This window comes from Cytobacillus oceanisediminis, from assembly GCF_007830235.1.
Classification (GTDB): domain Bacteria; phylum Bacillota; class Bacilli; order Bacillales; family Cytobacillaceae; genus Cytobacillus; species Cytobacillus oceanisediminis.
In genome coordinates, this window is record NZ_VLKI01000001.1 from 555481 (window position 1) to 577314 (window position 21834).

Consider the following 21834-nt stretch of genomic DNA (forward strand, 5'->3'; position numbering starts at 1 on the left):
GCTTCTGCTTCCGCATCTGCTTCCGCATCTGCTTCCGCGTCTGCTTCTGCATCTGCTTCCGCATCTGCTTCCGCATCTGCTTCCGCGTCTGCTTCTGCCTCTGCTTCTGCTTCCGCGTCTGCCTCCGCGTCTGCTTCCGCGTCTGCCTCTGCGTCTGCTTCCGCGTCTGCCTCTGCTTCTGCTTCCGCGTCTGCTTCCGCGTCTGCTTCCGCGTCTGCATTTGCTTCTGCCATGGCTTCCGCTGTTGCCGTGGCTTCCACTTCTGTATCTGCTTCCACTTCCGCTTCTATCATGGTATAGCCTAACTCATATAATCTCTCAAGATATTCTTTCTTTATGCTTTGATAATCCACTTTTGAAATGTCACTATTATTCTCAAGTGACTGTAATTTTTCAAGCAATTTTTGAATTTTTTTCAATTTACTTTTTTTCTTTTGCCAACCCATTACTTCCTCCTTTCTGATTATATAAATTGCTCCTGGCCTGTCTATTTCTAGGATAAATAATCTAATATAATTGGAATAAAGGAACTTAATTAATAATCAGGCTTTTTTTTATTGGTTTCCATTATCCTTAAGTTGTTGGCTTCTGCTCTTCTTCTGATGACTCTTCTTCTGATGACTCTTCTTCTGGTGATTCTTCTTCGGTTTCTGTTTCTGCATCTGTTATTTCACTTTGTAACTTTTCCACTTTGGATTGGAGCTTTTCCCTGGCTTTTTCATTTTCTTCTGTGTTCTCTAGCTGTTTTAAATCATCAAGTAAGCTTTCCATTTTAGCTTTTTTTCTGCTTAACTTTCTCTCGCGCAATATATTTCCCTCCTTTTTTTAAGTTACTTTATTATAGTTAGATTGACTCTTTTTGTTGTGGGACATTTCCTCAGTTATTAGCGGAATTTTTATAGTACTTGTACAAGAATTTCGATTTAGAGTACAAATGTCTACAGGAAACATATTATTTAATTTCTAAAAACAGAAAAATAGATTTTCATGGCGAATGCACATAAAAACAGTCCAAAGATCTAACCCGGCATTTATAAAAATTGTTGTTCAAACTTTTCAATATCATGTCATATCTTTTGGTTTTACGGATTGATAACTTAATTACATTTCCTCCTTACATAAAAAAAATCGCCTCAACTCTTTATAGGAGTTGAGGCTTGCACGAATAGCTATTCATTTAAACAAGATAGTTGTCATCAAGTGGTGGATCCATACTTTCATCTAAATTTGTTTGTTTAGGGCGCTGGTCATTTTATTTGTGGTGTTTGACCAAACTATAGTATCTAGGCAGCAGCAAATTGCCTATTTTCTAAAATGAAATACTCTAGGTATTGGAACTATTTTCCATTTTAGTCCTGCTTTTTTAAAGAAACACACGATCAAAAGTAATCCAGAAAGCTATACTCCAAATAGCCTGCGGTTCCTCATTCAGGGACCCCTATATTTATTTTAGATATTATCTGCTATTCCCGTTTTAGTCATTTCGTATGGTTTAGAATCAATTCAAGCTCCTTAGATATGTGGTTATCTCAAGCATTGCGCGGGAAGCTATTGTTATAGGTAAATGTAAGAGAACTTTGTCTGCAATATGATGTATTGACAGAATGCGGGTTAACTGCTGTAATGAAGTCCACACTTTTTTTCAGCATATTCCTTCATACGCTCTTCGTTTGCCTCCATGCCGGACAGGCAATAGTCTGTAAAACTTCTGAAGGCATTGTTCAAATGTTAGTATATGTGCTGGTGAATTGGCCTTTATAAGGAGATTGCTGGACAAACTTTAGGATTATAGCTGGTGAATTGGCCTGCACAAGGGACTTAAAGGACAATTTCAGGACCAGAACTGGGGAAGCCCATCAAAAGGGTTGTTAAGGACAAATCCCAGTAATTGACCTCACCAAATGTCCTTCATAATATCAAGATACTGCCTATTCCTTCATTATAATAGAATCAATCGTTTTATAAGCTACAAAAAACGTTGCCAATGAATAGGCAGCTTCCCTAACCCCAAATAGGAAAATGGAGCTTGTAAAAATAATAAAATTAAACAACATAATGCATTGTCCAATCGTTAATGGAGATCTTTCACTAAATAAGATCGCTAAAACCTCTGTCCCATCTAAACAAGCGCCAAACCGGATGATCAGACCGACCCCAATTCCTAAAATAAGTCCTCCAAAGAGAATGACCAGAATGGGGTTATTCGTCATTTCTTCGAAAGGTGCCAATATGTAAGTGCCTCCTGCCAATACGGAACTGGCATAAAGACTTAATATCAGGAACCTGGAACCAAAGCAGAAGTAACCTACTATTAAAAACGGTATATTTAATAATAACAGCAGCGCGCCAACATCCACATGGACAATATGGGAGAGCATAATGCTTAAGCCAACAATGCCGCCGTCAATGACATAATTTTTCACCAGGAACAATTGCAATGCGACTGCTACAAGATTGGCTCCGCAAAATATAAAAAAGCCATTTTTAAATAATGAAGCCTTCCGAAAATAGCCTTGATTCACATAGTAATGTGCCCTTCTTCTATACACATGACATCTCCTTTTGTTTAGACATGCCTCTTATGTATTGAAATATATTCTGGGAAAATCATAAAATGCCCCTGTCGTAATATACTTTTTTTGACACTTAGCGTCACTCAAAGTAAGACTATTTGTTTTTTAAAAAATCTATTTTATAAAAATAGGCTCTGTTAAATTTGCCTGTTGATTTCAGCACGAGGCACTCCCTTTCCGCGGGCGGTACGACGCTCCTCGTCGCTTTGCTCCTGCGGGGTCTCCCTTTGATCCGCACTCCCGCAGGACTTTGAATAAGCTTCCTTGTATAAACACCGCACGAAGGAAATGCGAATGCATTTTCGCGGGATTAGTGCCTTCCGCTCCAATCAACAGGGTGCTAAAAACAACAATAAGCTTTAACAGAGCCTAAAAATAAAAAGATAGAAAATCAACACTTCACAGTGTAAAATAAACTCAGTTAGAGAATCTAACATAGACATCCATTCTGAAATATAGGAGGAAACGAAAAACTCACCAAATAAATTACCATTTCCAGCTGCTAAATATCTTAAATTTTCAGAAAACTAAATATAAGAGGTCGATGAAGTTGACAATGGATGTTAGAGAATTACCTACAAAAGAACCTACCATTTTCCATCATATTGGTAATAAAATCATTACAGAAGATCGAGACATTAACATAATTGCTAGATTAGAAGAACCATTAGTCGTAATATTAGGCAATGTTTTAAGCGATGAAGAATGTGACGAGCTGATTCGGTTATCAAAAGATCGAATGCAGCGTTCAAAAATAGGAAACATACGTGAAATAGATGATCTTAGAACAAGCAGCAGCACGTTTTTTCAAGAAGGCGAAAATGAAGTTGTGGAAAGAATTGAAAAAAGAATTTCTCACATCATGAACATACCTGTTGAACATGGTGAAGGCCTGCAAATTCTAAATTATAAAATTGGGCAAGAGTATAAAGCTCATTTTGATTTCTTTTCATCAACCAGCAAAGCTGCAAGCAATCCCAGAATAAGCACCCTTGTCATGTACTTAAATGATGTAGAGCAAGGCGGAGAAACGTATTTTCCGAAACTTAATTTTCACGTATCTCCTCAAAAGGGTATGGCGGTGTACTTTGAATATTTCTATAATGATCAAATTTTAAACGACTTAACCTTACATGGTGGAGCACCCGTTGTAATAGGAGATAAATGGGCTGCAACACAATGGATGAGAAGAAAAAGAGTTTAGTAATAAGTTTTGTTAAAAAGCCATTTAAATATAGATTTAAGCACAAAAAAACACTTGGGTGAATGAACTGCACCCCGTCAAGTAGACAGTGGAAATAATAAAAACAATCTAAACGGCTTTAGCCCTGTATTCCATAGGGCTAAGGCCGTTTAATCGTTGTTGGTATCGGTCATAGTTATAAAATTTTATGTACGCTTCTATCCCCTCAGAAAGCTCTTCAAACGTCTCATATTTCTCCAGGTAATACTTTTCACTTTTCAACGTTCCCCAAAATGATTCCATTGGACCATTGTCAATACATCGACCAACTCGGGACATACTTTGACTCATCTTTGCTTTATCTATTCTTCGTTTAAATCCTCGGTGAGTGTACTGGAACCCCCGGTCGCTATGAATAAGGGGATGGTCTCCGTCCAGTTGGGCTATTGCCAAATCAAGGGTCTTAAACACGAGTTTGTTGTTCTTTGAATGTCCTAAAACATAGCTGACGATGGACCCGTCATAGAGATCCCTAATCGCACTCAAATAAGCCTTTTTGCCTTGGGCATATTTCAGTTCAGTAACGTCCGTAACCCACTTTTCGTTCGGACTTTCGGCTTCAAATTCACGGTCCAGCACATTTTCTGCGACATGTTGAGGGGTGGATTGTTTATGGCGTTTCTTCTTTTTCCGAATGACACTTTGAATACAGGAAATCCTCATCAGCCTATAGATTCTCTTATGATTGAAGCATTTTCCCAATTTGCGGTTTAAGGTCATCGTGATTCGGCGGTAGCCATAGATTCCTTTAACCTCCTCATGGAGAATCTTTATTTCTTTTATAAGTTCCCCGTTCTGGCGTTCACGTACCGAAGGCGTTCGCTTCAGCCATTTATAATAGGAAGACCTGGCTATCCCCGCAATTTTACAAAGCATGATGAGAGGGAATCCCTCTTCCTGATGAAGTTCCTGAATTGCCATATATTTATCTCCAAGGCGTATTTGGCTTATCTTCGCCTCCTTTCGATCTCCTCTAACTTTTTTAGAAATGCGTTCTCTGCACGTAAACGTTCATTTTCTCTCTCAAGCTTCTGCATTTCAAATTTCAGTTTCTGTTCAGGAGAGAGTTCAACTTCTTCTTTCCTCCTTCCCCGCTTATCCTGGAGGGCTTCTTCTCCTCCATCCTCATACTTTTTAACCCATTGGTATACCTGTTGGTAAGAGACCAAAAAGGTCTCAGCTGCCCCCTGATAATCTTTTCCGTTCCCAAGGCAATAGAGCACAATTTGTATCCGTTCATCCAGTGTGGTTTTTCTTGCTTTAGTCATAGTAATTGTCCTTCCTTTGGAAGTATCCTTTAATTCTCTATGACTATTATACTTTTTAATCCACTGACCAAGGGACGAAGTACTAGAAATTTCATACTTTCTCGCTACCTCCTGGAAGGAGTAGTCCCCGCTAAGATAGTCATTTACCGCAGCCATCTTAAGTTCCTTTGAATATCTCTTCCAGGTAGAGGACTCATTTAAGCCTTCCGCCCCGTACTTTTCATACTTATAGACCCAATCATAAATTGACATATCACTTACTTTGTATATGAATTCCAACTCCGCAAGGGTATGGCTCCCATTTTCCAATGCCTTTATGATCTTAATTTTATCTTCTATAGAATGAGCTCTTTTTGACATAATAAATACTCCCCTTACAGGAAAACAGGTTTTTATTTTTTAACCTGTCTACCTAAAGGGGAGCATATCAGAAGCGCACCCAAGTGTTTTTATATATTTTTTAAAACCACAATCTTTTATGATAATCATAATCAGAGGTATTGAAGTTCTCTTCCCCTTCTGTTTTGGGGGCACACTCTTCACAAGGTTCTTCTGTTTGGCCATGCTCACATTGTTCCATTAAAAGTTCCATTGGTTTGCATCCCCTTTCCTATCTCTTACCTCTATTATAATGTAAGCGGTTACATTTGTCTTGTAACATTTATTGGAAGTAGACGATACTAGTAAAATGAAGAGGATATCTGATTGTCAGATACCCTCCTTAAATAAATCAGTTTTTATTCAGCATCTTAAAGACCTGCTCCACGTCCTTGTCGCCTCTCCCTGATAGATTGACGATGATTGCATCCTCTTTTGATAATTCTTTTGCCAATTTCAGGGCATGGGCCACTGCATGGGAGCTTTCAAGCGCCGGAATAATTCCTTCTGTTTTTGATAACAGCTGAAAGGCTTTGAGCGCTTCCTGGCCTGTTGCCGTCACATATTCAGCCCGGCCGCTCACTTTTAAATGGCTGTGCTCCGGTCCGATCCCAGGGTAATCAAGCCCTGCTGCGATTGAATACGTTGGTTTTGGCTGCCCTTCTTCATCAAGCAAAGTTAAGCATTTAAATCCATGAATGACCGCCGGAACCCCTTCAGACAGGGTTGGAGCTTCTTTTGGCTCGACACCGATCAGACGCACTTCCTTTTCATCCAAGTAATGGGCAAAGGCACCAATTGCATTGCTTCCGCCGCCTGTGCAAGCAATGACTGCTGCAGGCAGCTTTCCTTCCTGCTCCAGAATTTGCCGTTTAGACTCTTCACTAATCACTGACTGGAAGTGTTTTACCATCGTTGGGAATGGATGAGGACCAACCGCAGAACCCAGCAAATAAAACGTATTTTTATAGTTTTGGACCAAGTCTCCTAATGCTTCATCAACTGCATCCTTTAGGCGGCCCTGCCCTTTTTCCACTGGAACGACTTTAGCTCCCAGCAATTCCATTCTGAATACATTGAGAGCCTGGCGCTCCGTATCCAATTTCCCCATATAAATGATACATTCCATCCCAAACATGGCACATGCAGTTGCTGTAGCAACGCCATGCTGTCCCGCTCCGGTTTCCGCAATGATCCGTTTGGCTCCCATCCTCTTCGCCAGCAGAATCTGTCCGATCGCATTATTAATCTTATGGGCACCAGTATGATTTAAATCTTCACGCTTTAAATAAATCTTGGCCCCGCCAATTTGCTTCGTTAAATTCTCAGCAAAAGTCAATGGATTTTCGCGGCCAATATATTGTTTTAGATAGTAGGAAAATTCCTTTTTAAATTCTGGATCATCCTTAAACTTTAAAAATTGAGCCTCTAAATGGTCCATGACTTCCTGTAAGTCTTCGGGAATAAAGCTTCCTCCAAACTCACCAAAATAACCTTTTGTTTCTTCGCTCACACTCGTCATTCTCAGCTCATCTCCTTCTCAACTTTCGAACTATTATACTTTATTTATTGAAATATTCCAATAACTTAAGAGGTTTTTTAATAAAGTTCTATTGTAGTATTTGGCAAAAATAGGTTACCAGCCATCGTAAGTTCTGGGCAGATTCGTCACTTCATGCGCAACCTGATCCCGGATTGGACGGCGCCTTCAACCCATGCGGGGGCAGTGGATATGTGTTCTCTAGCATAATGGACTCTTCCCTCAGGAGCATGGATAAAGAGAAACAACTCTGTTTTCTGATCGGGTTTAAACATGGAGAAAGCACCGCCAGAAAAAGGGTATTGAGACCAGCTATGGGGGGCGCCCCTGTTAAAAAATGTCCATAAACTCGCTGGCCATGGACGGCTGCCATGTTATCCAGTGCATTTCGAATCCGGTCTCCCCCCTTCAAGTTATCCCAGGACATGTATCATCTTCCCATGTATAACTCGCCAACATAATCCCGGATCCAGTGGAGCCGATGAGATGACTCGGATAGGCAGCCAATCGAATTGGTAAATCGGTCATCATTTTACCGCCCTGAATACCTTCTCGTTCCCCAAATTTTTGTTTAGGCCAATTTTTGTAGATGCTGCATTATGAAGTTGGATGGCATCTAGACTTGTCCAAAAGATAAATTCAAAAATAAAAGCCATTTTCCCTGAAGGAAAAAGGCTTTGTGCTATTTGTTTACACATCACTGAGTACAAGGAAATATATATCTCTTGGTATGTAAAACTTTTATTCGATTACTCCTGACTCCATTATTTTCACTTTGGCCTGGACGGTTATTTTGATGTCCGGGTATAATTCTTTCCATTTTTTCTGATCCCATTGACGAGTTCGAGTGCGCACTTCTTCCCCTATGCCAAGCGGATCAATTCCCTTTTCTTGAAATTGCTGGATCATTTCTTCTGATTTTGTTTCAATCTCCTCTTTCAATGCATTCTCTACCTTTTTGATTTTTTGTTTATTTAAAGTTCCATCGTTGTATTCTCGAATAATTGCCTTTAAATTAATGTTTATTTTTATCTCAGAATTTGTCATTGGTTTCGGTATATCGTATTTTCTGACAGACTTTATATTTACAATAGAAGCTTTTTTTTCTTCTTTCGTTTTTAAAGCATATGTATCCTTCTGACCTTTCCGTTCTAATAGGATTGTCATAAAAAAGAATTTTTCCTGCTCGATTTGATCAACCAATTTGTCTTCTTCAAACAATCCAATAGCATTTATGTTAAGCTTCCCTTCTTTTTGTTCAATAATGGGAAGCATAGGATCAATCCCTTCAGCATATAATTTATACTTAAATATATGCAGGTTCGTTTTATGAATCAACCCTGATTCGACATTTTGTTCAATTAAATTGGATAAAAATATACCATTATCTATATTTCCATACTGTTTATTTAACACTTCTTTTGGGTTTCCATCTAAGATTGCCATATAAACATTCGCACCAATCGAAGGATCCCTTGATAAGGTATCCAATAGCTCTAAAATTCCTTTTTCTGCTGTATTCCTTTCATATAAGGCTACTTCTAATTTCCCGCTAACCATTGGTTTTTCTGATTGTAAGCTTTGCTTATCACGGTTTTCTTTATTAAGAATTGCAGTAGTCGTTAATGTTTCATTTTTTACAGACCCATCAGGCTGATGATTGGGAAAGACAGTTGTTAACTCTATTGTATCGTCATCTACATACTCATAGGCAGCCCCTGTAATTAATTGAACATCGTCCAAAATATGCTGATCGATATTCATACATCCTGTCAGAAATAGAGGCAGCAGAATAATTTGTACCATCCTTTTAAGCTTTCTCAATGTTTCTCCTCCTTATCTTTGATAAAAGGAAAGACAAAAGAGTTAGTAAGGGGATATACACAAAGACTAACCATAAGCCTAATAAAGACATATATTTATTTAACTTCTCGATATTTTCTCTTCCCTCAATCGCTATCGTTGAACCAAGTAAAATGAGCAAAATGACAACACTGACCACCACTACTTTTTGAGGTTTAATATTAAAGATTGTATGTACACCTTTGGCAGAAGCCCATACAGATATACAAATATTAGGAAGGATGATTAAAACCCAGGATGTTATTCCTATATACTCAAACCTTTCTACAAATGGGAGTTCGACAATTTTCCACAGGGATAATGTAGGCCAGGTGTGTCTGTTTATTTGATTCTCGCTAAAAAAACCGATTGAAATGATGAGAATAAATAAATAGATTACTCCTGTCAGAAGATTCCCAAGGTGAGCCCACTTTTGCGATTTTTTAGGATGTTTTATATAAGGATAATAAATCAGCAAAGTAGAGAATCCTAAATATCCCAGCATCATGTCTTTCGTAGAAATAGTTACATCTTTCAAGGAATGATTCCATATAGGGAGTAAGTTTCGAAAGTGAGTATATTCAATGGGATATAAAAATGTAAAAAATATATAAAAGGGAATAACGACTCCCAGGAAACTGATTCCTGTAACAATTTGAAATCCTCCTGTTACACAATAATAGACGAGCACGAGTAAGATGATGCTAAACATGATAATATTAATCATCGGAAATAACCACACCTGAACAATTTCAATATAACTTCGAAGTACGACTATTCCAATCATTAGCCAATATATGATCCAAATAAGACTTAAGAACCCCCCAATCCATTTTCCAAACAAATCTCTATGTATTTGAATGAGATCTTTTTGATGCTTATTTAGCAGCAGGTACATCACCCAGATGATAATACTTACCGCGATTCCTCCTCCAATGACCGCTATCCAAGCATCATTGCCCGCAGACTTCATGATCGTACGCTGGAATCCAAACACGCCCACCCCTAATTGGACAGAATGAACTAAATAGAAAGCAAGAAAAGGTGATATTTGAAATTCTTTCTCTTCCAATTTGAACCCAGCTTCCTTTCTTAAATTCTTTTGGAATCATGTTTCTCTTTAGCCTTTTTGGGATTGAAACGCATTGTATCTTCCGTTTGTTCCTGAATTGGCCGCTTTGATTGCATAGAAAAAGGTAAACGAATAAGTGAATCCTTTAAATCCTGGACTCTTACCGGATAAAACGGTTCAAGAAATGGTCTGCCTAAAGAAGACAGCCTTAATAAATGGATCAACAAGAAACAAAAGCTAACCGCTACCCCAATTAAGCCCAGGTAATGCGCCATCAGCAAAAAAGGGAAGCGGATTAAACGAATCGTATTACCCATTTGATAGACAGGTGTTGTAAAGGATGCTAACGCCGCTAAAGCAACGATAATTAATAAAACATTACTTGTTAATCCTGCTTCAACTGACGCTGTTCCAATAACAATTCCGCCCACGATACCGATTGTCTGGCCAACCTTTGTTGGCAGCCTTGCCCCTGCCTCTCTTAACAATTCGATGGCTAACTCTAAAATAATGGCTTCCAAAATCGGCGGTAATGGAATCGCACTTCTTGATGTAACTAGAGTACTAACCAAGTCCTTGGGAATTAATTCGTAATGATACGTTAGGACCGCCACATATAAAGGAGTAACCAAGATGGAAAACAGTACTGCAAAAAAACGGACCAGACGAAAAAATGAGGCAACCGCCCAATTCAAATAATAGTCCTCAAAGGCATAAAAAAACTCAAAAATGGTCGTTGGACCTATTAACCCGTGTGGTGCGCCATCAACTAAAATAGCGACTTTCCCTTCTCCCAGCTCGGATGCAATTCGATCAGGTCTCTCTGTATCAATCAGCTGTGGAAAAGGAGAATTCTGATTGTCTTGAATTAATTGCGTAATATAAGAACTATCCATGATTTGATCAAAATCTAAATCGGATAGCCGTTGAATGACAGTATTGACATTTTCTTTATTGGCGATCCCTTCAATATAAAGTACAGAAACTCTTGTTTTGGATAATTTTCCAATAATCATTTCTTTTATGGTTAACTCCGGCATCGGCAATCTCTTTCGAACCAGGTTAATATTTGTATCAAGTGCTTCCACAAAGGACTCTTTAGGTCCAACAACGCTAAACTCAACCTCAGGAAGTGAAACTTGACGTGTCCTTTCCACACCAGCTTTCACTAAACACACTTGTTTTAAGTTATTTACATCAAAAATAAAAATATATCCTTTTAAAAGATTTTCCTGAATTGTTGCTGCATCGGCTGTAAGGATCACTTCTTCAATTGGAAGCACTGATGACAAAGAAGAGAATGACTCCCATTTTTTTAAATAAGGCAGTATATCTCGATGCAAAATTTCCGTATCAATTAAAGGCGTGTAGTAGCCTATGCATAGCGAAGTCTCATTCACGTGATATGTAAACTGGGTAAAATCATTGGATAATGTTAATTGCTTAAGCAAATCCCCTAGTGAATCATCTTTTTCTGTGTTTTTTGGGCTACCGATTTCACTTTCTTTATCCTTAAATAAGCTTCTTCTGTTTCTCCATTTTTTCATTCTGCATTCCCCATCTAAAATTAGAAATAATGAATGTTTACTTCTTACCATCCTTGCCAAGAAGAGGAAACGGTATTCTTCCTTTTATAGAGAGCGTGCATATTCCGTAAAAACGGAAAGTGCCTTTATGACGAGAACCCTCCTCTTGATCGGATGATTAATACGATCTTTTAAACAAAATCTCTTATTTAGATATACGTATCTGTATTGGTTCTGACTAAACATCAAGCCATTATATAAAAAAGCATGAACAACATGGCAGTTACTTTTTTTGGCTGGTTTTGTCGAATCGGTTTCTTTTGTGTTAAAAAATATGCATAATAGTGTTTGTGTTTATTTTATTAAAGAAAAAAGTGCACTAAAGAAAGGTGAACAATGTTACAGGAAAATAGGCAAGCGAAAAGGGAAAAGCTTTTATTATTAATCGTCAGAAAAAGAAATGAAATGATTCGTTTAGCAAATTCAAATGGACTTTTGAATAACGATACAATCAGATGCAGTCAAGAGCTTGATTTGCTATTGAATAAATTTCAACTAAAAGAATAACCATTAGTGCCTGATCCAGACTGCAGGGTTCATACACAAACGGCACTTTTTCCTCTTATTAGCACCTCTCTCCTTTTACGGACTTAATTTCGAAGGGATAACAAGCACCACTCCCTGATATGGGAGTTCTTCATATTAAGTAAGATCAGGTTTCAAAATTCAATAGACAAAAAATGAACGTTTTTAAATACTTTTACGACAAATATTAGTTTGATTTGTGAAATATATCACAAGTATAGAGAAATCCATTATAATAAAAATGTAATTAGCGATCGCATACTTGAAAGGAGCAATTCCAATGGGCTTAATACTTGGCATGTATATTGGATTATTAGCTGGTGCGGTTATTGGGGCTGTGATTTCATTTCCTGTCGGTTCAGCTGTGGGAATTTTTATAGAAAGAAGCTTTGAGAATGGCTGGGCGTTGGGAATTGAAGTTATGTTAATTGCCCTTTCTGCCTTTGTAATTTTTAAACTGTTTAATGCTCGTATGAAGAAGACTAAAAAAGCTTTTTAATATTTTCAAAAAGTGACCACAATCATCCATAAAGCCGTGTCTGTGCCAAATTGTGAATAGATACCATAACCTATGGCTACTAAAATGGCTCCGGGTGTGATGACTGCTTTTGGACCATACTTGTCAAATAACCGGCCTATGATTGGAGCTAACAAACAGTTTAGTAAGCTACCCGGCAGAAGAATAAGACCTGTTGTAAAAGCAGCAATGACTAAAGCCATTTGCATATACATTGGTAAAATGACCAGCATGGACAACATATTAAAGAACGTAATAAAACTCATGATGACTCCAAGAACGAAAAGCGGGTAAGTAAATGCTTTTAGATTCAGCATAGGATTCTCCATTTTCGTTTGACGATACGAGAAAAATACGAGTGCAACAAATCCAACGATGATCGATACAATAACAGATGTACTTGTCCATCCTCCGTGCTCTCCGCCTACACTTACACCGTAAACAATCCCACCGAATCCAATCGTTGAAAGAATAACTGAAAATATATCAATCGAAACCTTGCGCACCTCATTTACATTCGGTAAATACTTGGCCCCGAAAATAAGAGAGAACAATAAGAATGGGATGGTAAACCAGAAGATCCAATGCCATGATAATGTATCTAAAATAAGTCCTGCTAATGTTGGACCAAGTGCTGGACCAGCTAACATAACTAAGCCCATGACCCCCATGGCGGCTCCTCTTTTATTTGGAGGGAAGATGGTAAAAATCACATTTTGAGTTAACGGTAAATTAATGGCTAACCCTGCTGCTTGAATGATACGCCCCGCCAATAACACACTAAAAACAGGTGCTGATGCTGCTAGAACGGTACCAAAAATGGATAGCAGTATGGAGGCCATGAGCATTTGCCTAGTTGTAAATTTTGCATCAAAATACCTGTTACTGGAACTAAAATACCTAATGTTAAAAAATAACCTGTTGCCAGCCATTGGATGGTTGTAGCGTTCACCTGGAATATTTGACTTAATTGTCCCAAGGCAATATTTAATGCCGTTTCACTAAAAAGTCAGACAAATCCTGCCACTAAAAGAGCAGCCATTATCGGACCTGTTTTGATTTGTTGTTGAGTTTTCGGAACTATTTTGATTTGTTTGTCCGCTATCGAACCTGTTTTGATTTGTGTATTCACTTATGAAACTCCTTCATAAATATTTTCGTGATTTTGATTATCAGCGATTTTGTTTCCATTTCCTTAACACACCCCCACATGCCAAGCGATTTTTTCGCTTTATTAGGTGATTTAAAGGGGATAAATTTAAACATTCTTTTTCTTAGACCAACACTTCCAACAAAACCAATGACCGTCATCTGTAAAAAATCTGCCATAGCTTGGGCATTACGATTATTCCATGCATCTAATAGTTGATTGTAAACTGCTTGAATTTCAAATGTTTGATTCATAATTTTACCGCCCCTTAAATCCTCTGTTTTTTTCAAACTAATTTAAATCAAGTAATTTCTTTGTTTAATATTGGATCATCTTCTTCAGCTAACCTCCCCTTTAGCTGAAGATGAAAAAGATCCAGCTAAGTGCAGCCGGATATATAGCACAGTAAAAATAAAATCCAATTAATGAAAGGTTTACTCTATGTATTTTTTTCAACATTTAGTCAGATAATAAAATAAAGAAAAATCGCTAACCCTCTACTTGAACTAACCTGTCCCTTAAGTACAATAAGAACAGCCGCCTGAAAAAAATGGCGGCTGGATCTTAAAGTAATGCACCTTTAGTTGAAGTACAATATTTCATAATCTAGATTTACTTAGAAGTTAAAGTTTATCCAAACTCATTTTAAATAATCGTACTTAATTAAAAGGATATTTTTCCTCAATAAAAAAATCTCTTTGTACCGGATTTTAATTTACCTATATGAATCATGAGTCGGATGAAACAAGTCTTCCTCTGCATTCCTTACCATTGAAAAATGTTCAACATTGTAATGTCCATGAAGAGTTTTATTATGATGTTTTATAATTTGTTCTGCACTTAAAATATCATTGTCCGTTGTTGAATGTCCATCCCCGACTAATGTGACATCCAAACCACTAATAGTGGCTGTTCTGACTGCACTATCTATACAGTGCTGCGTTGCACAGCCCATAATAACAACATGCTTGACTTCTTGGTATCTTAAATGATTTAGAAGCTCAGTACCATGGAAGGAATTCGTTGCAGTTTTATCGAAAATTTTAGCATCCTTTGGTACATTAATTTCGTTGTGAACTTGAAAACCTGTCCCTTTACCTTCAGCAACATCCAAATCTCTAACAAAGACAACTGGAACCTTGAATTTTCCTGCTTTTTCAATTACTAAATTGATATTCCTAATAAGTTGATGCTTATTAAAAACCGCACTTTCCTCTTGGTTCCCATCAATTAATTCTTGTTGGGCATCAATAATTAATAATGTTTGATTCATTTTTTCCCCTTTCAAATGTGGGAAACGCTAAATAGTTAATTATTTAGACGTAATCCCCTTAGTATTTTTCAAACCCATTGTATTTTTTGTCAGTCATAATATCTACCTCCTAAACACATATTGTCTATAATCACATTTTAAATTTTCAGACAATTAAACTTTAACACAAATTTTTTAAAATGACACTTTTATAATAAAGTTTTGTAGTCAAAAACTTTGTAATTAACCTGCGAATTTGTAAAAAAGAACCTTCAATCCAAAAATAGATCAAAGGTTCTATGTTTCATTTCCAATATTCTATTATTTACTCAATTCCTTATTTTATCTCTGGTTTCTTCAGTCTTTGCCTTTTCAATCTCTTCATTATAGAAATGCTTGTCCATTAATGAAAAATGTTGTTTAAACTTATTCATTCAATACCTTTGTTTATTCATTAAAAGGATTAACTAAAGACCAGCTCTTTTTTGCTTAGACCAAGCGTCTCTGCTGTTGAAGTATGAATTTCGTGCAGAAGCTCTGGGTTTTCCATTAGTGAAACGCTATAAGAAGGAATCATATCTTTGATTTTGGTTTCCCACTCTTTCATATGTTGCGGGAAGCATTTTTGGATTACCTCAAGCATAACGTGAACGGCAGTAGAAGCACCCGGAGAAGCGCCTAGTAATGCTGCGATCGAGCCATCAGCGGCAGTAATCACTTCCGTACCAAATTGAAGCGTACCTTTACCGCCTGCCTCTGTATCTTTAATCACTTGCACACGTTGGCCTGCTTCCACTAAATCCCAATCCTCGCTTTTTGCGTCCGGGATAAACTCTCGTAACTCTTCCATGCGCTTTTCTTTCGATAACATAACTTGTTCGATCAGGTATTTTGTCAATGACATGTTTTTGGCACCTGCCGACAGCATCGTTACGAGATTATCCGGTTTTATGGAAGTTACCAAATCAAACATGGATCCGTTTTTTAAAAACTTTGGTGAGAAGCCGGCAAACGGTCCAAATAGCAACGATTTTTTATTGTCGATAAATCTTGTGTCAAGATGCGGAACAGACATTGGCGGAGCTCCAACCTTAGCTTTGCCGTATACTTTTGCATGATGCTGCGCTACAACATCCGGATTATTACACACCATAAAGATTCCGCTTACCGGGAATCCTCCAATATGTTTTCCTTCAGGAATACCGGATTTTTGCAGTAAATGCAGGCTTCCTCCCCCGCCTCCGATAAAGACGAATTTTGACGTATGGCTTTCTACGCTACCGCTATCAAGATTTTTCACTTTCAATTCCCACGAGCCATCGCGTGTACGTTTAATATTATCCACACTATGTTTGTATTTGATATCGACATTTTTAGTTTTTAAGTGGTCAAACAACATGCGTGTTAAAGCACCAAAGTTGACATCTGTTCCAGAATCGATTTTTGTTGCCGCAATAGGTTCATCCCATCGACGGTCTTGCATAATAAGGGGGATCCATTCCATCAGTTGTCCCGGATCATCGGAAAATTCCATTCCTTTGAAGAGAGGATTGTTTGACATCGCTTCAAAACGTTTCTTTAAAAATGTTACATTCTCTTCCCCTTGTACCATACTCATATGAGGCAATGGCATGATAAAGTCCTGCGGGTTATTTATCAGCTTCCTGTTTACAAGATAAGACCAAAACTGCATGGAAACCTGAAACTGTTCATTAATTTTTATAGCTTTACTAATATCTACAGATCCATCCGGCTGTTCGACCGTGTAGTTCAGCTCGCACAGTGCCGCATGCCCCGTTCCGGCATTATTCCATTCGTTAGAGCTTTCCTCTCCTGCGCTTGGAAGCTTCTCAAACACTGTAATTTCCCATTCCGGTACTAATTCTTTCAAAAGTGTCCCTAAAGTCGCACTCATGATTCCGGCGCCAACTAAAATGACGTCTGTTTTAGTTTCTTTGTTGTTCATTTATACCAACCTTTTCCTCTAAAATTTGCAGAGAAAGTGTATGCGTTTACACCAAGCTAAGGCGCGACCTAGTCACACACCTTTTCTGTCTCAGTTAGAACCATTTCAATTATTTATATATTAATTATCTTCTATTCTATTATATGATAATTCTAAGTTATTTAAAAGCTGTTAAAGTGAGCAGTCTGTCCAGAAAGGCCCAAAGACTACACATAAACCAAAGCATTTAATGTTTATGAATTACAAAAATTTCTTTACTATACTGTTAAAATGTAGTTTGTGATGAAATGAACTTAGACCAACCTGCTCTGTTATAAATAACAAAAATGCTGCTCTGGAAGACTTTTAAAGGTTAATAATTCCAAATTATATTGATGCAAATGCATATTTTTATAAGGTCATGTCATCTGCCGGTATTTGTATAATTCTAGAATTTCAAGCGTATTTATATAGAGATGATAGACAAACTCAAAAAAGCCAAAACCCTTTAAAAAGGTTTTGGCTTTTTCTGACATTTATTTAAATAGGGTCAGCTGGAGCAATAGGATCACTTGGAAGTGTCACGCGAACTTCATAAATGAGATTTGGTGGAGAAATGAGATCAGCTGGATATGCTTGGACGCTAAACAGTTGTCTTGCTGGGATAGTAAAGGTAAACGGTGTCAGAAAGGGAAAAAACCGTGACCGTTTGGGGTGAGTATGTCACGTTGAGAACCGAAAAATGGATGAAATCGGAATCTCCATTAAGTAATCCAGTTGTGACCTTTATGTTGCCCACATACCCACCTGACTTAATGGATAAACACTCCTATCTTTTTGTTCATATTTGTGGGTTGGCTCTCATTTCAGTACCCGTGAAGATGACTGGTCCAATGACAAGTGCATCTCCTCCGGTTACCGTGCTTAAATTGATATTGAACCAATCTCAAAACAGGATAATAATAGAAACTATTACACAGCGTTTATTAATTTTCAATATCTCTTTTATTAAAACCAATGAAACCTAATAATGACAGAGCAACTGAAATGATGCTCAACACTATTAACGGCATAATCGAAAATTCTTCCACTGGCGCTTGCGGAACATGGCCAAAAGGAGAAAGATTGCCGATCCAATCAGAGAATCGAAATAAACTACCGAAATACAAGACAACAAACGAATAAAAAACATAGAGCCAGATTAGGCTGGTCAGCTTAGGGAAATACCCAATAAGGGAGACTGCCGCACTGATCATGACGAGCATAGCAGGATAATAAGAAAGTGCTGCTCCATATATCATGCCAAATGACAAACCTTCTTCGATTGCCGCTGTTCCTGCAGACCATAGACCAAACGCTGCGAGAGAGATCATTAAAAATCCGTTGATCACAGCGATCCCTAAGTAACTGCCTAATAATTCAGTCCGTGAGACTGCCCTTCCCAAAAGATGAATGATTCTCTCTTTCTTCTCCTCTCCACACAGCTTATTCATGGCCATAACAGGAGGAACCGTTGCCATTAAAGAGATGACAATCATCAGCATCGGTATAAATTGCTCAGTCAGTGTCAGCCCTTCTTTTGTCTGAAGAAGCTGTTTCATCATTTCGTTATTCGAAAAAAAGGACTCCAAATCTCCTAAAATAGAACCATATGAAGCCCCTAACACATACATTCCGATCGCCCATGCAATGGTTCCGGTCTTTTGCAGCCTTAATGCAAGCCCTAAGGGACTTTGGAGGAAACGCGAAGCATACCTTCTGCCAGGTTTCGATGGAAGGAAGCCGCTTTCTAAGTCACGAATCGCATTTAGATAATTTGCTAATGCATAAAGGAGAGCAGATACCACAATCATTAAAACAATCGGCATCCAATTATTCGCAGAATACACCTCTGCTTTCGTCACCCATCCTAAAGGGGAAAGCCAGGAAAGAGATTCATCCGTCACATCTGTAATGGCTCGAATAAGGTAAGCCATCAGCAGTAAAGCAATGGAATAGCCAACTGTTCCGCGTGAAGTTTCCGTTAACTGTGCAAAAACTGCTGTAACACCCGCAAAAAATAGACCTGCTGCTCCTAACGCTGCACCATAAAGCAGCGACCCTTCCAGATCCATGCTTTCGAATCCAAGGGCGTAGAGGCCAAAACCGTTGATTAATGCTAAAACGGCACATATGCCAGTTATCACGATGAAGGCTGAATTTAGGTACGAAAGCCGACCGGTTGGTAAAGACCTGATCATTTCCAGACGGCCTTCTTCCTCATCTGCTCTTGTGTGCCGACTGACAAGTAAAATACTCATCAGCCCTACAACCACTGCAGTCATTAACAGCATTTGATGTGCTGTCATTGCCCCAAGCGTATAATTTTCTAAATCACCCGGACCAACCATCGCAGTCATTGCAGGGTTAACCATGGTTTGAGCCATCACATCACGTTCCTGTTGAGAACCATACATTTCACTAAATGCGATAGGCACAACAATTGTAAAAAAAGTTAAGCCCAATAACCATAAAGGTGCTCGTATCCGATCAAGCCTGAGAATGAATAGAGAAAGATGTGCCGTATTGGCCATTAATTTACCAGCCATCAGTGTTTACCTCCCGCTGCTGTACCCTCTGATCCTTCATAATGGCGCATAAACAAGTCTTCTAAAGTTGGCGGTGAACTTACAAACTTTAAGATCCCAAATTGGCTGATATGTTTAATGACACCGTCTATTTGCTCTGAATCGGCCTGAAAAGAAAGTCCCTGTTCATTTTCCTGTAGGTCATAAATGCCTTTTATCTCATTAAGTCCTATAATTGGCTGTTTAGTTTCAACAAGCATTTGGGTCCGTGTTAAATGGCGCAGCTCGCTTAATGATCCCGTTTCAATTATTTTTCCTTGGCGAATGATGCTGACACGGTCACACAGCTTTTCCACCTCTGATAGAATATGGCTGGAAAGCAAAACACTTTTCCCTTGTCTTTTAACATCCATTACACATTCCTGAAATACTTTCTCCATTAAAGGGTCAAGACCAGATGTAGGTTCATCTAATATATAAAGGTCTGCATCAGACGAAAAGGCAGCAACTAAAGCAACCTTTTGCCGATTTCCTTTGGAATAGGTTCTGCATTTCTTGGTTGGATCTAAATCAAATTTTTGAATGAGCTCTTCCCGTCTCGCCTTATTCTTGGTTCCATTCAATTTTAAAAATAAATCGATTACTTCTCCGCCGGTTAAGTTCGGCCATAAATTCACATCACCAGGTACATAGGCTACTTTTTTATGAATCTCAACAGCGTCACTCCAGGCATCTTTTCCAAAAATCCTGACCTCTCCGCCTGTCGCCTTTAAGATCCCAAGCAATACTTTTATAGTCGTAGATTTACCGGCACCATTGGGGCCAATAAATCCTAAAACTTCACCCTTCGTTACTTCAAGATCAATCCCTTTCAAAATGTGCGCTTTTCCAAAATTCTTCGTCAAATTTTTCACCTGAATAACTGACAAGCCGTTCCCCTCCTACAAAATGAATTTAATGAATGATTTTTATTTATTTTATTCACAATATAAACATTTGTTGTGATTTCGTCAATATGTTTTGAATAAATTTATTTGAGTTTATTCAAAACATATTTTATGATGAATGAGAGGTGAGTTTATTGGACGGGTATCAACTACGTACCGAGAAGAAAAAAGAACAAATTCAAAAAGCAGCACTGGAGCTATTTAAAGACCTTGGCATTGAAAAAGTAAGCCTTGCCGAGATAGCCAGGAAAGCCAAAGTATCTCCTGTCACTATATATAATCATTTTGGGACGAAAGATGAATTAGTAAAAAACGTTGTTCACACTTTTCTGCAAAAAGAGTGGAATAGCAGATTAGAAACCATTCAGCAAGAGGACTTATCGTTCCCTGAAAAAGTTGAAAAGCTGATCCTGGATACAGCAACTGTTAGCGGGATAAACCCGGATTTTCTTAATAAATTAGTTGAGAGCAATCCTGAGTTGGAACAGTTAATTCAAGACTTTTTTAAAGCGCGAATGAAATATATTATTTGCTTTTTTGAAGAGGGGAAACAGCTAGGGTATGTCGATCCCGATATCTCAACAGAATCAATAATGGTGTATCTAAATATCTTACAAAATGCAGCTAAAGATCTTCTTTTTTATAATGAAAGCAGTAAAAATTCGAAATTAGGAGAAGATTTATCCAGACTCTTTTTTTATGGGTTATTAAAAAAGCCTAACAGTGACGATCAATAAATTTGAAAGTTTGTTAAACCCGTTAAATTAAATACAATCCACTTGTTAAAAAACTATAAACATGAAAGTATTTATTTACATAAAAAAAACCGGCCTTTCTAAATGAAAAGGCCGGTTTAACTTGTGTCAATCAATATTTTAAGACTGTTAACAACACAGTCCCCCTGTTAAGCAAACAGATAAAGAAAATGCTTGAACAGCCATGGGATTAAACTGTAACACTTTTTATAATAATTTGATCAACGGAAGGCTATACCCTCCCTCATTTTTCTTCATTGATAAGCTGAACGATATCTTTAATGGTATAGTGCTTTAAATATTCCCCCAAATGTTCTTCAGCACCTAAAAAAATGTCAAATAGAACTCTTTGCATATTTTCACCCACCACACACGCTTCATTTGATTCAGGATACTTTGGCTGCAATGAACCCTCAGAAGTGATCTAATAGATTTCCCAGAGATTCACATCCTCTAAATCCCGAGCATAAAAAAAACCGCCGCCTATACCTTCTTTTGATTTTAAAAATCCGTGCTTTTTTAACAAACTGAGGACTTTACGTATGCGGACTGGATGGACGCCTGCTCTTTCTGAAATAGAATCACTTGTTGACATACAGTCCAGCTGCAGTAAAAGATAAGTTAAACTTTGAATCGCAAGAGTAAAGTCACTATTCATGGCCAGACTCCTAGAA

General features: G+C 38.0%; 21 protein-coding genes and 1 pseudogene. 4 read left to right on the forward strand and 18 right to left on the reverse strand.

Annotated features, from left to right (window positions below):
- The 3 genes from IQ19_RS27995 to IQ19_RS02700 form a co-directional block, all read right to left on the reverse strand.
- The coding region (locus tag IQ19_RS27995) for a hypothetical protein (protein ID WP_199749360.1) at positions 1 to 446 on the reverse strand (446 nt) is incomplete at its 3' end.
- A 127-nt stretch (positions 447 to 573) separates the two neighbouring features.
- A complete protein-coding gene (locus tag IQ19_RS02690; protein WP_144539584.1) occupies positions 574 to 807 on the reverse strand; it encodes a hypothetical protein in 234 nt (77 codons plus the stop codon).
- A 1121-nt stretch (positions 808 to 1928) separates the two neighbouring features.
- A complete protein-coding gene (locus tag IQ19_RS02700; RefSeq protein WP_144539586.1) occupies positions 1929 to 2549 on the reverse strand; it encodes a YitT family protein in 621 nt (206 codons plus the stop codon).
- A 580-nt stretch (positions 2550 to 3129) separates the two neighbouring features.
- Between IQ19_RS02700 and IQ19_RS02705 the strand changes: the two genes are divergently transcribed.
- Entirely contained in the window at positions 3130 to 3777 is a 648-nt protein-coding gene (locus IQ19_RS02705) for a 2OG-Fe(II) oxygenase (RefSeq protein WP_144540079.1), read from the forward strand.
- A gap of 108 nt (positions 3778 to 3885) precedes the next feature.
- On the opposite strand, the gene IQ19_RS02710 is transcribed toward IQ19_RS02705, so the two are convergent.
- From IQ19_RS02710 to IQ19_RS02735, 7 genes are all read right to left on the reverse strand, one after another.
- Positions 3886 to 5444, reverse strand: a protein-coding gene (locus tag IQ19_RS02710; RefSeq protein ID WP_242020870.1) for an IS3 family transposase whose coding sequence is annotated in 2 segments (ribosomal slippage) — positions 3886 to 4802 and positions 4802 to 5444 — 1560 coding nt in all. Because the reading frame shifts where the segments join, the coding sequence is not laid out codon by codon here.
- A gap of 100 nt (positions 5445 to 5544) precedes the next feature.
- On the reverse strand, positions 5545 to 5676 hold the full coding sequence (locus IQ19_RS28895) for a hypothetical protein (RefSeq protein ID WP_277875251.1): 132 nt from the start codon (positions 5674 to 5676) through the stop codon (positions 5545 to 5547).
- A gap of 138 nt (positions 5677 to 5814) precedes the next feature.
- Positions 5815 to 6984, reverse strand: coding sequence for a tryptophan synthase subunit beta (trpB, locus tag IQ19_RS02715; RefSeq protein WP_144539588.1), 1170 nt, complete (start codon positions 6982 to 6984; stop codon positions 5815 to 5817).
- A gap of 146 nt (positions 6985 to 7130) precedes the next feature.
- Entirely contained in the window at positions 7131 to 7277 is a 147-nt protein-coding gene (locus tag IQ19_RS28360; protein ID WP_242020871.1) for a hypothetical protein, read from the reverse strand.
- Between the two features lie 466 nt (positions 7278 to 7743).
- On the reverse strand, positions 7744 to 8826 hold the full coding sequence (locus IQ19_RS02725) for a Ger(x)C family spore germination protein (RefSeq protein ID WP_144539590.1): 1083 nt from the start codon (positions 8824 to 8826) through the stop codon (positions 7744 to 7746).
- Positions 8813 to 9916, reverse strand: coding sequence for a GerAB/ArcD/ProY family transporter (locus IQ19_RS02730; protein ID WP_144539592.1), 1104 nt, complete (start codon positions 9914 to 9916; stop codon positions 8813 to 8815). Before IQ19_RS02730 ends, IQ19_RS02725 begins: the two co-directional genes overlap by 14 nt.
- Before the next feature lie 20 nt (positions 9917 to 9936).
- The gene (locus IQ19_RS02735; protein ID WP_144539594.1) at positions 9937 to 11463 is read right to left on the reverse strand and encodes a spore germination protein; all 1527 of its coding nucleotides are present in this window, start codon (positions 11461 to 11463) and stop codon (positions 9937 to 9939) included.
- A gap of 375 nt (positions 11464 to 11838) precedes the next feature.
- Here IQ19_RS02735 and IQ19_RS28900 point away from each other — a divergent pair, with 375 nt between their 5' ends.
- Both IQ19_RS28900 and IQ19_RS02745 read left to right on the forward strand, forming a co-directional pair.
- Positions 11839 to 12009, forward strand: a complete 171-nt coding sequence (locus tag IQ19_RS28900; protein WP_144539596.1) for an aspartyl-phosphate phosphatase Spo0E family protein — start codon at positions 11839 to 11841, stop codon at positions 12007 to 12009.
- A 298-nt stretch (positions 12010 to 12307) separates the two neighbouring features.
- Positions 12308 to 12526, forward strand: coding sequence for a hypothetical protein (locus tag IQ19_RS02745; protein WP_144539598.1), 219 nt, complete (start codon positions 12308 to 12310; stop codon positions 12524 to 12526).
- A gap of 5 nt (positions 12527 to 12531) precedes the next feature.
- Here IQ19_RS02745 and IQ19_RS02750 read toward each other — a convergent pair whose 3' ends face one another.
- The 7 genes from IQ19_RS02750 to IQ19_RS02775 all read right to left on the reverse strand — a co-directional run bounded on the left by IQ19_RS02750 (position 12532) and on the right by IQ19_RS02775 (position 20387).
- Positions 12532 to 13386 (reverse strand): MFS transporter, encoded by an 855-nt coding sequence (locus tag IQ19_RS02750; RefSeq protein ID WP_242020872.1) that lies wholly within the window; start codon positions 13384 to 13386, stop codon positions 12532 to 12534.
- Between the two features lie 167 nt (positions 13387 to 13553).
- The gene (locus IQ19_RS28905) at positions 13554 to 13676 is read right to left on the reverse strand and encodes a hypothetical protein (protein WP_277875252.1); all 123 of its coding nucleotides are present in this window, start codon (positions 13674 to 13676) and stop codon (positions 13554 to 13556) included.
- A complete protein-coding gene (locus tag IQ19_RS02755; protein WP_144539600.1) occupies positions 13673 to 13948 on the reverse strand; it encodes a nuclear transport factor 2 family protein in 276 nt (91 codons plus the stop codon). The genes IQ19_RS28905 and IQ19_RS02755 overlap by 4 nt, the downstream gene beginning before the upstream one ends.
- A gap of 461 nt (positions 13949 to 14409) precedes the next feature.
- Positions 14410 to 14967: an isochorismatase family protein gene (locus IQ19_RS02760; RefSeq protein WP_144539602.1), complete on the reverse strand. Its 558-nt coding sequence runs from the start codon at positions 14965 to 14967 to the stop codon at positions 14410 to 14412.
- Between the two features lie 442 nt (positions 14968 to 15409).
- Positions 15410 to 16912, reverse strand: a complete 1503-nt coding sequence (locus IQ19_RS02765; protein WP_144539604.1) for a malate:quinone oxidoreductase — start codon at positions 16910 to 16912, stop codon at positions 15410 to 15412.
- Positions 16913 to 17877: 965 nt separating this feature from the next.
- Positions 17878 to 19479: an ABC transporter permease gene (locus IQ19_RS02770; RefSeq protein WP_144539606.1), complete on the reverse strand. Its 1602-nt coding sequence runs from the start codon at positions 19477 to 19479 to the stop codon at positions 17878 to 17880.
- Positions 19479 to 20387: an ABC transporter ATP-binding protein gene (locus tag IQ19_RS02775; RefSeq protein ID WP_144539608.1), complete on the reverse strand. Its 909-nt coding sequence runs from the start codon at positions 20385 to 20387 to the stop codon at positions 19479 to 19481. The genes IQ19_RS02770 and IQ19_RS02775 overlap by 1 nt, the downstream gene beginning before the upstream one ends.
- 152 nt (positions 20388 to 20539) lie before the next feature.
- Between IQ19_RS02775 and IQ19_RS02780 the strand changes: the two genes are divergently transcribed.
- Positions 20540 to 21142: a TetR/AcrR family transcriptional regulator gene (locus IQ19_RS02780; protein ID WP_158638727.1), complete on the forward strand. Its 603-nt coding sequence runs from the start codon at positions 20540 to 20542 to the stop codon at positions 21140 to 21142.
- A gap of 262 nt (positions 21143 to 21404) precedes the next feature.
- On the opposite strand, the pseudogene IQ19_RS02785 reads toward IQ19_RS02780, so the two are convergent.
- Positions 21405 to 21818 (reverse strand): annotated as a pseudogene (locus IQ19_RS02785) (Rrf2 family transcriptional regulator).
- Between the last annotated feature and the right edge of the window lie 16 nt (positions 21819 to 21834).